This is a genomic window from Leifsonia soli, from assembly GCF_013408745.1.
Classification (GTDB): domain Bacteria; phylum Actinomycetota; class Actinomycetes; order Actinomycetales; family Microbacteriaceae; genus Leifsonia; species Leifsonia soli.
In genome coordinates this window covers 785,671-800,197 of sequence record NZ_JACCBJ010000001.1, presented here as the reverse complement: position 1 = coordinate 800,197, position 14,527 = coordinate 785,671, and the positions used below count along the sequence as shown (strand labels likewise).

Sequence of the window (14,527 nt, the reverse complement as noted above, 5' to 3'; positions counted from 1 at the left end):
CGAGCCCTCGCCGTCGAGCCCCCGCCGTCGAGTCCGCGATCTTTGCACGCGACACGCCCCGCCGGCGTGCAAAAATCGCGGACTCGACGGTGGGGGCGGAGCGCGGGAGAGAGGGGGGGCGGAGCGGTGCGGGTCAGACGGGGACGGCGGAGACGGTGCGGTCGATCGTTGTCTGGCCGAGAACGCGGGTGCCGACGTAGACGACGGCCGTCTGGCCCGGGGCGACGCCGTTGAGCGGCACGTCCGGACGGATCACGAGCTCTCCGCCGGTGACGGACGCGACAGCGGGCACCGGGTCGGCGTGCGCGCGGATCTGCACCTCGCAGGCGAAGGGCGTCGTCGGGTCGGCGGGAGCCATCCCCGCCCAGGTGTAGCGGGAGCCGGCGATCTCGGCGATGTCGAGCGCCTCGCGTGGCCCGACTACGACGGTGTTCTCCTTCGGCCGCACCTCGAGCACGAACCGCGGCCGGCCGTCCGGAGACGGGTAGCCGACGTTGAGGCCCTTCCGCTGGCCGACCGTGTACGCGTGAGCGCCCTCGTGCGTGCCGAGCCGGTTGCCCTCGCGGTCGACGATGTCGCCCGTCGCTGTGCCGACCCGCTCGGCCAGCCAGCCGCGGGTGTCGCCGTCGGGGATGAAGCAGATGTCGTGCGAATCCGGCTTGTTCGCGACGCTCAGACCGCGCGCTGCCGCCTCCGCCCGCACCTCCGCCTTCGACGGGGTCGCCCCGAGCGGGAACATCGCGTGCGCCAGCTGCTCGGCGGTCAGAACGCCCAGGACGTACGACTGGTCCTTCGCCCAGGCGCTCGCGCGGTGCAGCTCACGGTTGCCGTCCTCATCGGTGACGATGGCGGCGTAGTGCCCGGTGCAGACCGCGTCGAACCCGAGGTCGAGCGCCTTCTCCAGCAGGGCGGCGAACTTGATGCGCTCATTGCAGCGCATGCAGGGGTTGGGCGTCCGGCCGGCCGAGTACTCGGCGATGAAGTCATCGACGACGTCGAGCTTGAAGCGCTCGGAGAAGTCCCACACATAGTACGGGATGCCGATGATGTTCGCGGCGCGCTGCGCATCCATCGAGTCCTCGATCGTGCAGCAGCCGCGGCTGCCGGTGCGCAGCGTCCCGGGCATCCGGCTCAGCGCCAGATGCACTCCGACCACGTCGTGCCCCGCTTCGACGGCACGTGCCGCCGCCACTGCGGAGTCGACACCACCGCTCATCGCCGCAAGAACCTTCACCCGCCGATTCTACCCGCCGCCTACCGCTCGAGAGATTTGCGCCACATCTCCGTCATCGCCGCCGCAGAACGACGATGTGCGCCACATCTCGATCCCACGGACGAGGACGGCGGGCGCTAGCGTCCCAGGCGCGGCGCGCGCTCCGCGAGGCCGGCGCGCGACGCCTGCGCGTACGCGCCGGGCAGCGCCGCGAGCAGCGCGTCGACATCCGCGTCGGTCGACCCGCGACCGAGGGTGAACCGCAGCGCGCTGCGCGCCTCCGTCTCGTCGCGTCCCATCGCGAGGAGCACGTGCGACGGCTCCGGGATGCCCGCCTGACATGCCGAGCCGGTGGACACCGACACCCCCGCGAGGTCGAGCAGGAACAGCAGAGAGTCGCCCTGCGCGCCCGGGAAGGTGAAGTGCGCGTTGGATACCACCCGCTCCCCCGAGCCCGGCTCCGGTCCGCTGAGCACCGCCTCCGGAACGACCGCCCGCACCCCAGCGATCAGCCGGTCGCGCAGCGCGGACAGCCGGTCCGTCTCGGCCTCGCGCTCCGCCTCCGCCAACCGGGCCGCGGCCGCGAACGACACCGCTGCCGCGACGTCCTGCGTCCCGCTGCGCACCTGCCGCTGCTGGCCGCCGCCGTGGATCAGCGGGACGACGGTGGATGCGCGGCTCAGCACGAGCGCGCCGATCCCCACCGGCCCTCCGATCTTGTGCGCCGAGACGCTGAGCGCGTCCACGCCGAGCCCGGCGAAGTCGAGGGGCACGTGCCCGTACGCCGCCACCGCGTCCACGTGGACGGGGACCCCCGCCGACCGCGCGACCGCGGCGAGCGCGGGCACGGGCTGGATCGTCCCCACCTCGTTGTTCACCGCCAGGAAGGTGAACAGCGCCGTGTCGTCTCCTGCGATCCCGCCGGGCACCGCGATGCGGCCGTCTCCGTCGAGGGGCAGCCAGCCGATCTCGGCCCCCTCGGCCCGCTCCAGCCACTCGACGGTGTCGACGGTCGCGTGGTGCTCTCCGCCCGGGACGAGGATGCGCGGGCGGCGGGCCGTGTCGTTCCTCGCCCAGAACATCCCCTTGATCGCGAGGTTGATCGCCTCCGTGCCGCCGGAGGTGAACACCACCTCGATCGGGTCGGCGCCGAGGGTCGCCGCGACCGTCTCCCGGGCCTCCTCCAGCATCCGCCTGGCCTGCTGTCCCTGACTGTGGATGCTCGACGGGTTGCCGACGACGCCCATGGCCTCGGTGTAGGCGGCGATCGCCTCCGGGCGCATCGGCGTGGTGGCGGCGTGGTCGAGGTAGACCGGCACGGTGCCCTCCGAAGTATCCAGGCGTGTGTCACTACTCTAGATCGCATGACCTCGACCGATCCCCCGCGCAACCTGGGTGTCCGTGTCGGGCCGCACGGGGGTGAGCTGAGGGTCTTCTCGGCCAACGCGGACGCCATGGAGCTGTGCCTGTTCGACGAGCACGACCCGGATTGGCTGGTCAAGACCGTGCCGATGAGCCGGGATGCGAACGGCGTGTGGGTGGGCCGCTCGCGGTCCCTCGCCGTCGGCAGCCGCTACGCCGTCCGTGTGTCCGGCCCCCAGGCGCCCGGCAACCTGTTCGACCCGGAGGCGCTGCTGATCGACCCGTACGCGCGCGGCCTCCTGCACGTGAGCTCCGACGGCTGGCGTTCCGTCGTCGTCGCCGACGGCTTCGACTGGGGGGATGCGCGCAAGCCGGCGACCCCGCTCGACCACACCGTCGTCTACGAGGCACACGTCAAGGGCATCAGCCGGCTGAACCCGTCGGTGCCGGAGGAGTTGCGCGGGAGCTACGCCGGACTGGCGCACGAGTCGACCATCGCCTACCTGAAGGATCTGGGCGTCACCGCGGTCGAGCTCCTGCCCGTCCAGGCATTCGTCTCGGAGCAGCGGCTGCAGCAGGAGGGCCTCACCAACTACTGGGGCTACAACACTCTCAACTTCTTCACGCCGCACGGCCCGTACGCGTCGCGGGCGGCGCAGGCGGCCGGACCGGAGGCGGTGCTCGCCGAGTTCAAGGGCATGGTGAAGCTGCTGCACCTGGCCGGCATCGAGGTGATCCTCGACGTGGTGTACAACCACACCGCCGAGGAGGGCATGGGCGGTCCGCGCACGAGTTTCCGCGGCATCGACAACGCCACCTACTACCGCCACGACGAGACCGGCGCGTACATCGACGTGACGGGATGCGGCAACACGGTCGACTTCGGCAACCCCGTCCCGCAGCGGCTGGTGCTCGACTCGCTCCGCTACTGGGCGAACGAGATGCAGATCGACGGCTTCCGGTTCGACCTGGCGGCGACGCTCGGTCGCGGGGAGGACGCGTCCTTCCACCGCGACCATCCGCTCCTCCTCGCGGCGGCGTCCGATCCGGCGCTCGCGGGTGTGAAGCTGATCGCCGAGCCGTGGGATGTGGGCCTCGGCGGCTGGCAGACCGGCAACTTCCCCGGGCCCTCCGACGGGCACGCGGGCTGGTCGGAGTGGAACGACCGCTACCGCGACCGGGTGCGCAACTTCTGGCTGGCCGACATCGCGGAGGCGCGCCGTAACGGCCAGGCTCCCGTGGGCATCGGCGGATTCGCCACCCGGCTCGCCGGATCGTCCAACACCTTCTCGCCGGAGCGCGGACCGCTCGCCTCGGTGAACTTCGTCACAGCGCACGACGGCTTCACGATGGCCGACCTCACCGCCTACGACGTCAAGCACAACCTGGGCAACGGCGAGAACAACCGCGACGGGACGGACAACAACCGGTCGTTCAACCACGGCGTCGAGGGCCCGACGACGGACGAGGCCGTCCTGCTGACGCGCGCGAAGGCGATCAGGAACCTGCTCGGCACCCTCCTGCTCTCCGCCGGGGTCCCGATGATCACCGCGGGCGACGAGTACGGGCGCAGCCAGCGCGGCAACAACAACGCCTACTGCCAGGACAGCGAGCTGACCTGGCTGAGCTGGCTGCGCACGCGCGAGCAGCGGGAGCTGTACGACACGACGAAGCGGCTGCTTCAGCTGCGCCGGGAGAATCCGGCCCTCCGCCCCAGCCGGTACGCCGTGGACGGCCAGACCACGCCGAACGCCAGCCACATGGACTGGTACGACGCGACCGGCCAGCGGATGGACGACGAGGACTGGAACTCGCCGGAGAACCGCACCCTGCAGTACCTCGCCGCGTCGACCCCCGACAAGGAGGAGTTCAACCGCGTCCTGCTGATCGTGCACGGGGTGGAGGACGACGTGGAGGTGTCGCTTCCCGCGGCGCCGGGCGTGACGTCGTACCAGCTGCTCTGGGACTCGGCGACCGAGGTCCCGATCGCGGAGGACGAGACCGAGTTCCCACCCGGAGCGACCCGGCTGGTGGGCGGCACGTCCATGCAGCTGTACCGGGCGAACGGGCCGCGCGTCTGATGGCACGGCAGAAGCCGCCGGCGGGGACTCCGGCGACGGTCGCGCTGACGGCGGCCGGCATCCCGTTCAGCGCGCATCCCTATGTGCACGACCCCGCAGCGCCGTCGTTCGGGCTGGAGGCCGCCGAGGCGCTGGGCGTCGAACCCGACCGCGTGTTCAAGACGCTCCTGGCCGACACCGATCTCGGCCTCGTCGTCGGTGTCGTCCCGGTGACCGGGATGCTCGACCTCAAGGCGCTCGCCGCAGCGGTCGGCGCCAAGCGGGCCACGATGGCCGACCCGGCGGTCGCCGAGCGTCGCACCGGCTACGTCGTCGGCGGGATCAGCCCCATCGGCCAGAAGACCCGCCACGTCACCGTCGTGGACGAGACCGCGCAGCTGTTCGACACCGTCTTCGTCTCCGGCGGCAAGCGCGGCTTCGACGTCGAGCTCTCCCCCGCCGACCTCCTGCGCGCGACGGGCGGAGCCTTCGGAGCGATCGCGACATGGACGAGATGACGGTCAGGCGGGCCACCGTCGACGATGCGCGCGGCGTCGCCGAGGTGCACGTCACGGCGTGGCGCGAGGCGTACGCGGGTCGGATGCCCGCCGAGTTCCTGGCCTCCCTCGACGTCGATCGCCGGGCGGCGGGCTGGACCCGAATCCTGGAGCGCGGCGAGACGGACGCCTTCGTCGCCGAGCAGGGCGGCGCGATCATCGGCTGGGCCACTGCCGGCGCGGGCCGCGACGACGACGCTCCGCGCGATCGCGAGCTGGAGGGCATCTACCTGCTGGCGAGCGCCTACGGTTCCGGCGCGGGCCAGCGACTGCTCGACGCAGCGATCGGCGACGCTCCCGCCTACCTGTGGGTGATGGACGGCAACCCCCGCGCCGAGGCCTTCTACCTCCGCAACGGTTTCACGCGCGACGGCGCCACCATGACGCATCCCGCCGGCGACGCCACCATCCTCGCCGTCCGCATGACCCGCTGACCCGTCCCCCGCTCCTCCCGCCCCACCGTCGAGTCCGCAATCTTTGCACGCTGCGCGGGGTGCGAACGTGCAAAAATCGCGGACTCGACGGTGGGCGACGGGGTCAGGAGGCGGTGGTGACCAGGCCGAGCTCGGCGGGAGTGAGCAGGAGGTCGTTCACCGGCACCACACGGACGGTGTAGCCGAACGAGCCCGCCCACGCCAGGCGGACGGTGCCGACGAACTCGAACGGCACCGACGCGTCGTGGGTTCCGGGCACACCGCCGTCGACGGTGAGCGCCTGCCGGTGGACGTCGGTGAGCTCGTCGCCGTCGCGGCTGCGGCCGTAGACGACCTGCACCTCGACGTCCGACGACTGCAGCCCATTCAGCTGGACCAGCGCGCGCACGTGCAGCTCGTCGCCCACCTGCGGCACCGCATCCACGCCGCCGGCGTCGACGTGCGTCACGGCGACGCCGGGCCACGCGGCTTCGACCCGCTCCTTCCAGGCGGCGAGCGACCGCGCACGGGCGAAGTCGTCCGCGCTCAGGCGGTTCTCGTAGTCCGACGCGGGCAGGTAGAGACGTTCGACGTACTCGCGCACCATGCGCTCGGCCGACAGCGGCGACGAGAGGGTCGAGAGCGTGTGGCGGATGCGCGACACCCACGCCGTCGGGACGTCGTCGCCGTCGCGCTCGTAGAAGCGCGGTGCGATCTGGTGCTCGATCAGGTCGTACATCGCCTCGGCCTCGAGCGCGTCGCGCTCGGCGCCGTCCCCGGCGGCGTCGGCCGACGGGATCGCCCAGCCGTTCTCGCCGTCGTAGAACTCGTTCCACCAGCCGTCGAGGATCGACAGGTTGAGCGCGCCGTTGAGGGCCGCCTTCATGCCGGACGTCCCGCACGCCTCCAGCGGGCGCAGCGGGTTGTTCAGCCAGACGTCGGTACCGGGATAGAGCAGCTGCGCCATCCCGATGTCGTAGTCGGGCAGGAACACCATGCGCTGGCGGATGTCCGCCTCCGACGCGAACTGCACGAGTTTCTGGATGAGGCGCTTGCCCTCGTCGTCGGCCGGATGCGACTTGCCCGCGATGACGAACTGCACCGGCCGGTCGGGGTCGGTGAGGATGCGCCGCAGCCGGTCCGGGTCGTGCAGCATCAGCGTGAGCCGCTTGTACGTCGGCACGCGACGGGCGAAGCCGATGGTGAGGACGTTCGGGTCGAGCAGGTCGCTCATCCAGGCCGGCGCGATTCCGCCCGGGTTCTGGTCCTCCCACGCCGCCATCAGACGGCGCCGGGCGTCCTGCACCAGCTGCTCGCGCATCCGGTTGCGGACGCTCCACAGGTCGGCGTCGGCGACGGCGGACGCGTTGCCCCAGTCGGCGTGCGTGGTGTCCTCCGTCCCGAGACGCTCGAGCGCCAGGGCGCGCAGCATCGGGTCGGTCCAGGTGGGGGCGTGGACGCCGTTGGTCACCGAGTCGATCGGCACCTCCTGGGGGTCGAATCCCGGATAGAGGCCGTTGAACATGTGCCGGGAGACGTCGCCGTGCAGCTTCGAGACGCCGTTGGCGTGCTGGCCGAGGCGCAGGCCCATGACCGCCATGTTGAACACGTCGGGCGAGCCGCCCGGGTAGTCCTCCGCGCCGAGCGGGAGGACCTCGTCCGCGCTCACGCCGGGGAGGAGCGAGGTGGAGAAGTACCGCTGGACCAGCGCCCTGTCGAACCGGTCGATGCCCGCGGGGACGGGGGTGTGCGTCGTGAACACGGTCCCGGCGCGCACGACCTGCAGCGCCTGGTCGAAGGTGAGCCCCTCGCCGATCAGGTCGGAGATGCGCTCGAGCCCGAGGAAGCCGGCGTGCCCCTCGTTGGTGTGGAACACCTCCGCCTCGGGTGCGCCGGTCAGCTCGGTCCACGCCTTGACGGCACGCACGCCGCCGATGCCGAGCAGCAGCTCCTGCAGCAGGCGGTGCTCGCCGCCGCCGCCGTACAGACGGTCGGTCACCGAGCGGAGGCGCTCCTCGTTGTCGGGGATGTCGGTGTCGAGCAGCAGCAGCGTGACGCGGCCGACGGCGGCGCGCCAGACGCGGGCGTGGAGCACGCCGTCCGGCAGCGCGAGGGAGATCTGGACGGGCGTTCCGTCCGGGTTGCGCAGGACGCTCAGCGGCAGGCCGTCCGGGTCGAGGACCGGGTAGCTCTCCAGCTGCCACCCGTCGGGCGTGATCGCCTGGGAGAAGTAGCCGGAGCGGTAGAACAGGCCGGCGGCGACGAGCGGCACGCCGAGGTCGCTCGCGGCCTTCAGATGGTCGCCGGCGAGGATGCCGAGACCGCCGGAGTACTGCGGCAGGGTCGCCGCGATGCCGAACTCGGGCGAGAAGTAGGCGATCGTCTGGGGCGCGGCATCGCCGAGCGACTGATACCAGCGCGGGTCGTGGATGTACGCGCGCAGGTCGTCGCGGATGTGGGTCGCCCACTCGACGTAGCCCTGATCGGCGGCGAGCTCGGCGAGCCGCGACGGCTCTACGGCGCCGAGCAGAGCGATGGGATCGTGCCTCACCTGCTGCCACAGCTCGGGCGAGATGCGGGCGAACAGCTCCTTGGTGGGCTCGTGCCAGGACCAGCGGAGGTTGCCTGCGATCTCCTCCAGTGCTGAGAGGTTCTCGGGGAGGACGGCGCGGACGGTGAATCTTCGGATGGCCTTCACTCGGTCCACTGTAAACGAGCCGCGTGACGGGCGGGTTAATGAGTGTACGGTCGGGTGCGTGGTGAAGAACGCAGCGACCAGGTCCGTAGCCGCCGCGACAGAGGCGGCCCCCAGCGCCCCGGAGCCGGGCCCGTACGAGCCTCTGCTCGGCCGCATCCCGATCCTGGAGCTGTCCCCCCAGGTCGACGAGGGACTCTGGGCTGCAGCAGCGTTCAGCGGGGAGGTCATCCCGTTCCGCGCCACGGCGTTCCGGGAGGGTCACGACAAGATCGGCGTCGACCTCATCCTGCTCGACCCCGCGGGGCAGCAGACCGAGCACCACATGCACCCGCTGACCCCCGGCACCGATCGGTGGGAGGTGGAGGTGCAGCTCGACCAGACCGGCCTCTGGCGCTACCGCGTGCAGGCGTACGCGGACGAGTACGCGACCTGGCACCACAACGCCGAGGTGAAGGTCCCGGCCGGGATCGACGTGGAGCTGATGCTGCGGATGGGCCACGACCTCCTCGTCACGGCCTCCAAGGACAAGCGCCGCAGCACGGCCGAGCGACGGCACCTCTCCGAGGCGGCCAAGGTCGTCGCCGACACCACGCGGACGGTGGACGAGCGCTTCGCCGCCGCCGTCGACGACCGCATCCGGCAGGTGCTCACGGAGCGCCCGGTCGTCAGCCTTCCCACCCTCTCCGCCACGCGCGCCATCCAGGTGGAGCGGACGCGCGCCGGCGTCGGCAGCTGGTACGAGTTCTTCCCGCGCTCCGAGGGCGCGAAGCAGCTGCCCGACGGCTCGTGGAAGTCCGGCACCTTCCGCACCGCCGCGAAGCGGCTCCCGGAGGTCGCCGCGATGGGCTTCGACGTCGTGTACCTCCCGCCGATCCATCCCATCGGCCGGACCTTCCGCAAGGGCCCGAACAACACGCTCGACGCCGGGGAGAACGACCCCGGGTCTCCCTGGGCGATCGGCAGTGCGGAGGGCGGCCACGACGCCATCCACCCCGACCTCGGCACCGAGAAGGACTTCGCGTTCTTCCTCGGGAAGGCGAAGCAGGCCGGCCTGGAGGTCGCGCTCGACCTCGCCCTGCAGGCGTCGCCCGACCATCCGTGGGTGACCGAGCACCCGGAGTGGTTCACCACGCTCCCCGACGGCACCATCGCGTACGCCGAGAACCCGCCGAAGAAGTACCAGGACATCTACCCCATCAACTTCGACAACGACTACGAGGGGCTGCGCCAGGAGGTGCTGCGCATCGTCCGGCACTGGATGTCGCTCGGCGTCCGCATCTTCCGCGTCGACAATCCGCACACCAAGCCGCTGCACTTCTGGGAGTGGCTGATCCACACGGTCAACGCGACCGACCCGGACGTGGTGTTCCTCGCCGAGGCGTTCACCCGTCCTGCGCTGCTCCGCACCCTGGCGAAGGCCGGCTTCCAGCAGTCGTACACCTACTTCACCTGGCGCAACACGAAGGAGGAGCTCGAGGAGTTCCTCGACTCGCTCGCGCACGAGACGGCCGACTACCTGCGGCCGAACCTGTTCGTGAACACGCCGGACATCCTGACGGAGTACCTCCAGTTCGGCGGCCCCGCCGCGTTCAAGGTGCGCGCCGCCATCGCGGCGACCGCCGCTCCCACCTGGGGCGTCTACTCCGGCTACGAGCTGTTCGAGAACGTCGCGCGTCCCGGTGCCGAGGAGTACATCGACAACGAGAAGTACGAGTACCGCCCGCGCGACTACGCCAAGGCGCAGGCGCAGGGCCGTTCGCTCGCGGGCTATCTGACCATGCTCAACCGGGCGCGCAGCGAGCACCCCGCGCTCCGGCAGCTGCGCAACCTGCATCTCCACCACAGCGAGGACGACAGCGTCCTCGTGTACTCGAAGTACCTGGACGGGAAGTTCACCCGGACGGGCAAGCCGGATGCGGTGATCGTCGTCGCCAACGTCGACCCGCACTCCGTGCGCGAGACGATCGTGCACCTCGATGTGACCGCGCTCGGCCTGCCTGCCGGCTCCCAGTTCGAGGTGAAGGACCGGGTGACCGGCCAGCGCTGGACCTGGGGCGCCGACGACTACGTGCGCCTGGACGCGTTCACCGAACCCGTGCACATCCTGGCCGTCCGACCGCTGTGACCGACCAGAAGACAACCTGAGGAGTACCGCCATGTCCCCGATCCCCGAAGGTGCCGCCGCCGTCGACCTGCCCGCCCTGGACGACGCGCTGCTCGCGGCCGTGGCGACGGGCAGCCACCACGACCCGCACGCGATCCTCGGCCAGCACCAGGTCGCCGCGCCGGGCGTCGCCGACCCCATCACGGTCATCCGGGCACTCCGCCCGCTCGCCGCCGAGGTGGTCGCGGTGCTCCCGACCGGCGCGCACATCGAGCTCGCCCACGTCGGGCACGGCATCTGGCAGGGCGTCGACATCGTCGGCCCCGGCGCCTATCTCATCAAGGCGCGCTACGACGACGGCAGCGTGTGGACGGCCGACGACCCCTACCGTTTCCTCCCGACGATCGGCCAGCTCGACCTGCACCTGATCGGCGAGGGACGGCACGAGACGCTGTGGACGGCCCTGGGCGCGCACGTGCGCGACCTCGGCGGCGTCGTCGGGACCGCGTTCACGGTCTGGGCGCCGCACGCCCGCGCCGTGCGCGTGGTCGGCGACTTCAACGGCTGGGACGGCACCCTTCACTCGATGCGCAACATGGGCGCCTCCGGCGTCTGGGAGCTGTTCGTTCCCGGCATCGGCGCCGGGGAGATCTACAAGTTCGATCTTCTCGCGCAGGACGGCCGCTGGGTCCGCAAGGTCGACCCGATGGCGCAGTTCGCCGAGATCCCGCCGGCCACCGCCTCCCGCATCACCGTCAGCGACCACGCGTGGGCGGACGACGAGTGGATGCGCCGCCGCTCCGAGACCGACCCGCACGCGGGGCCGATGAGCGTCTACGAGCTGCACTTCGGCTCGTGGCGGCCGGGACTCGGCTACCGCGACGCCGCCGACCAGCTCATCGACTACGTCGGAGCCCTGGGCTACACGCACGTCGAGTTCCTGCCGCTCGCCGAGCACCCCTTCGGCGGTTCGTGGGGGTACCAGGTCACCGGCTACTACGCGCCGACGAGCCGGTTCGGCTCCCCTGACGACCTCAAGTACCTCATCGATCGGCTCCATCAGGCGGGCATCGGGGTCATCCTGGACTGGGTGCCCGGCCACTTCCCCAAGGACGACTGGGCGCTGGCCCGGTTCGACGGCCAGCCGCTCTACGAGCACGCCGACCCGCGCCGCGGCGAGCACAAGGACTGGGGCACGTACATCTTCGACTACGGCAACTCGCAGGTCCGCAACTTCCTCGTCGCGAACGCCCTGTACTGGCTGGAGGAGTTCCACGTCGACGGTCTGCGGGTCGACGCCGTCGCCTCCATGCTCTACCTCGACTACTCGCGCGCCGACGGCGAGTGGGAACCGAACATCCACGGCGGGCGCGAGAACCTGGAGGCGATCGGCTTCCTGCAGGAGGTCACCGCGACCGCGTACAAGCGCAACCCGGGCACGGTGATGATCGCCGAGGAGTCGACCAGCTACCCCGGGGTGACCGCTCCGACGTCCTCCGGCGGCCTCGGCTTCGGCCTGAAGTGGAACATGGGCTGGATGCACGACTCGCTGCAGTACATCCACGAGGACCCGATGTACCGCAGCTACCACCACAGCGAGATCACCTTCTCGTTCGTCTACGCCTGGAGCGAGAACTTCCTGCTCCCGATCAGCCACGACGAGGTCGTGCACGGCAAGGGCTCCCTGCTCACCAAGATGCCCGGCGACCACTGGCAGCAGCTGGCGAACGTGCGCGCGTTCCTCGCGTACATGTGGGGGCATCCGGGCAAGCAGCTGCTCTTCATGGGCCAGGAGTTCGGCCAGCCGTCGGAGTGGAGCGAGGAGCGCGGTCTCGACTGGTGGATCCTGGACCAGCCGGCGCACCAGGGCCTCTGGAACCTCGTCGCGCAGCTGAACGCCGTCTACCGCCAGAACCCGCAGCTGTGGGCCCTGGACAACGAGCCCGCCGGGTTCGAATGGCTGGACGGGTCCGATGCGCAGGGCAACGTCATCGCCTTCCTGCGCAAGGACCGCGACGGCGAGCCGATCGCGATGCTCTTCAATTTCTCGGGCGCACCGCACGACGGGTACCGCATCGGGCTGCCGTTCGCCGGCGAGTGGGAGGAACTGCTCAACACGGACGCGGAAGCGTACGGCGGGTCGGGAGTCGGCAACCTCGGGTCCGTGACGGCGGTCGACGAACCGTGGATGGGCCGCCGGGCATCGGCGGTGCTGACCCTGCCGCCGCTCGGCGCGCTGTGGCTGAAGCCACGACGCTGACCGGCTCTCCGAAGGCCGGGGCTCAGGCCCCGGTCTCGAGCCAGGCGCCGTAGCCGACGCCGTCCACGGCGTGCTCCGGCGCCAGGTTCCGGCCGGCCCGCCAGGTGCTTCCGAGCGCTCCGCCGAGGCGGATCGGCAGGATGTAGCGACGGCTCCCGCTCGCCCGCTTGCGCTGTTCGGCCAGATCGCGTGCCGACTCCACGCGCGGGCCGCCGATGGCGATCACGCTGTCCGGCTCCCCCGCCCCCTCGGCGGCGTCGACCAGCACACGCGCAACGTCGGTGACGGCAATCGGCTGGAACCGCACCCCGGAGGGCGCGAGGATGGCGCCGAGCGGTCTCCCCCGGTCGAAGATCGCGGTGACGAAGTCGTGGAACTGGGTGGCACGCACCACCCGCGTGTCGAGCGGCGAGTCGAGGTAGACGCGCTCCTGCGCGGCCTTCGCACGGTAGTAGCCGTACGCCGACCGGTCGGTGCCGACGACCGAGAGCAGCACGGCGCGGCGCACACCGAATCGGGCGGCGGTGTGCACGAGGTTCTGCGCACCCGTGGCGAAGACATGGGCGGCCTGCTTGCCGACCGCATTGCTCGTGTCGATCAGCACATCCACGCCGTCCACCGCCTCCTCGAGGCCGTCGCCGGTGACGATGTCCGCCGTGACGTATGCGGCTCCGAGGACGTACTGCTCGGAGTCGTCGTCCGGTACGCGGCGGGCCGCGACGACCACCTCGTGGCCGCGTTCGACCGCTTCTGCGGTCACGGCGCGCCCGGCCAGGCCGGTGCCTCCGATGACGAGCACACGGGACATGGGGGGTCTCTCCCTCGGCTTCGACTGCCGGAGATGTCCGGCACGACGATGGGCTGCCGCGCTTCCCGGTGGGGACGGGCTCAGTACAGCAGCGAAGCCAGCCTAGCCCTGGCCTTGCCGACGCGGGGGTCGTCGACGCCGACGATCTCGAAATAGTCGAGGATGCGCGTGCGAACGGTTTCCTTGCCGTTCGCATCGAGCTTCGGGAAGAGGGTGAGCAGACGATCGAAGGCGTCGTCGATGTGGCCGCCCGAGATGTCGAGGTCGGCGACGCCCAGCTGGGCGTCGACATCGTCGGGAGCCTGCGCCCCGGCCGACCGGAGCTCGTCGGCCGTGTGGCCGCTCAGGCGCGCCAGGAGGCTCACCTGCGCGAGTCCGGCGACCGCCAGGGTGTCGCGGGGGTCCTGGGCGATCGCGGTGCGGTAGGCGCGGATCGCGCCGTCGTAGTCGCCGCGCTCGATCGCGTCGTAGGCCTCGGCGTGCAGCGGCGGCAGCGGCGGTTCCGGAGCGGGCTCGGCCGCGGCGTCGGCGTCGGCGTCGGGCGACGCTCCGCCCTCGACCGTGACGGTGTCGGTCACGCCGTTCTGCGCGGCGAGCTGCAGGAGCTGCTCGAAGACATCGCTGATCTGCGACTCGGGCAGCGCCCCGACGAAGAGCTGGACGGGACGTCCGGCCACGAGCGCGGCCACCGCGGGCACCGACTGGGCCTGGAAGGCCTGCGCCAGCTGCGCGTTCGCATCCACATCCACCTTGACCAGCACGAGGCGTCCTCCGAAGCCCGCGACGACGCGGTCGAGCACGGCGGTGAACTGCTTCCACTGGTCGGAGCGCTCGGTGCCGAGGTCGACGACCACCGGCACCCGCATCGACAGGTCGATGAAGTCGTTGAAGTTCGCGTCCGTGCCCTCGAAGAACAGGCTCGGAAGGGTGAGGGCGCCGGCGGGCTGCTCCCCCGCGGGCGCCTCGCCGGCGGGCGGGCGATTGACGAGGGAGCTCAGGTCGACTGCTCCGCGCAGGTTGGTGGGCGGCGGCGGGACGTTGCTCATTGTTCC

The 14,527-nt window shown here is 71.1% G+C and carries 10 protein-coding genes; 5 read left to right on the top strand and 5 right to left on the bottom strand.

Annotated features, from left to right (window positions below; genetic code table 11):
* Positions 1 to 133 precede the first annotated feature (133 nt).
* Positions 134 to 1,234: a tRNA 2-thiouridine(34) synthase MnmA gene (gene mnmA, locus BJ963_RS03875; protein ID WP_179454750.1), complete on the bottom strand. Its 1,101-nt coding sequence runs from the start codon at positions 1,232 to 1,234 to the stop codon at positions 134 to 136.
* Positions 1,235 to 1,350: 116 nt separating this feature from the next.
* Positions 1,351 to 2,532, bottom strand: coding sequence for an aminotransferase class V-fold PLP-dependent enzyme (locus tag BJ963_RS03870; RefSeq protein WP_179454748.1), 1,182 nt, complete (start codon positions 2,530 to 2,532; stop codon positions 1,351 to 1,353).
* A gap of 45 nt (positions 2,533 to 2,577) precedes the next feature.
* Between BJ963_RS03870 and glgX the strand changes: the two genes are divergently transcribed.
* From glgX to BJ963_RS03855, 3 genes are read left to right on the top strand one after another with little or no spacing between them, the layout of a single operon-like run.
* Positions 2,578 to 4,656 carry a glycogen debranching protein GlgX gene (glgX, locus tag BJ963_RS03865; protein WP_179454746.1) on the top strand — a complete coding sequence of 693 codons (2,079 nt, stop codon included), beginning with the start codon at positions 2,578 to 2,580 and terminating at the stop codon, positions 4,654 to 4,656.
* A complete protein-coding gene (ybaK, locus tag BJ963_RS03860; protein WP_179454744.1) occupies positions 4,656 to 5,153 on the top strand; it encodes a Cys-tRNA(Pro) deacylase in 498 nt (165 codons plus the stop codon). The genes glgX and ybaK overlap by 1 nt, the downstream gene beginning before the upstream one ends.
* Positions 5,141 to 5,626 (top strand): GNAT family N-acetyltransferase, encoded by a 486-nt coding sequence (locus tag BJ963_RS03855; protein WP_179454742.1) that lies wholly within the window; start codon positions 5,141 to 5,143, stop codon positions 5,624 to 5,626. Before ybaK ends, BJ963_RS03855 begins: the two co-directional genes overlap by 13 nt.
* A 103-nt stretch (positions 5,627 to 5,729) precedes the next feature.
* Here BJ963_RS03855 and glgP read toward each other — a convergent pair whose 3' ends face one another.
* Entirely contained in the window at positions 5,730 to 8,303 is a 2,574-nt protein-coding gene (gene glgP / locus BJ963_RS03850; protein ID WP_179454740.1) for an alpha-glucan family phosphorylase, read from the bottom strand.
* A 142-nt stretch (positions 8,304 to 8,445) separates the two neighbouring features.
* Between glgP and BJ963_RS03845 the strand changes: the two genes are divergently transcribed.
* Together BJ963_RS03845 and glgB are read left to right on the top strand one after the other, a co-directional pair.
* Positions 8,446 to 10,428 (top strand): alpha-1,4-glucan--maltose-1-phosphate maltosyltransferase, encoded by a 1,983-nt coding sequence (locus tag BJ963_RS03845; RefSeq protein ID WP_179458018.1) that lies wholly within the window; start codon positions 8,446 to 8,448, stop codon positions 10,426 to 10,428.
* A gap of 31 nt (positions 10,429 to 10,459) precedes the next feature.
* A complete protein-coding gene (gene glgB / locus BJ963_RS03840; RefSeq protein WP_179454738.1) occupies positions 10,460 to 12,667 on the top strand; it encodes a 1,4-alpha-glucan branching protein GlgB in 2,208 nt (735 codons plus the stop codon).
* Between the two features lie 22 nt (positions 12,668 to 12,689).
* Here the strand turns inward: glgB and BJ963_RS03835 are convergent, their stop codons facing one another.
* Both BJ963_RS03835 and BJ963_RS03830 read right to left on the bottom strand, forming a co-directional pair.
* On the bottom strand, positions 12,690 to 13,475 hold the full coding sequence (locus BJ963_RS03835) for an SDR family oxidoreductase (RefSeq protein ID WP_179454736.1): 786 nt from the start codon (positions 13,473 to 13,475) through the stop codon (positions 12,690 to 12,692).
* An 80-nt stretch (positions 13,476 to 13,555) separates the two neighbouring features.
* Positions 13,556 to 14,521: a tetratricopeptide repeat protein gene (locus BJ963_RS03830; protein WP_179454734.1), complete on the bottom strand. Its 966-nt coding sequence runs from the start codon at positions 14,519 to 14,521 to the stop codon at positions 13,556 to 13,558.
* Positions 14,522 to 14,527 lie beyond the last annotated feature (6 nt).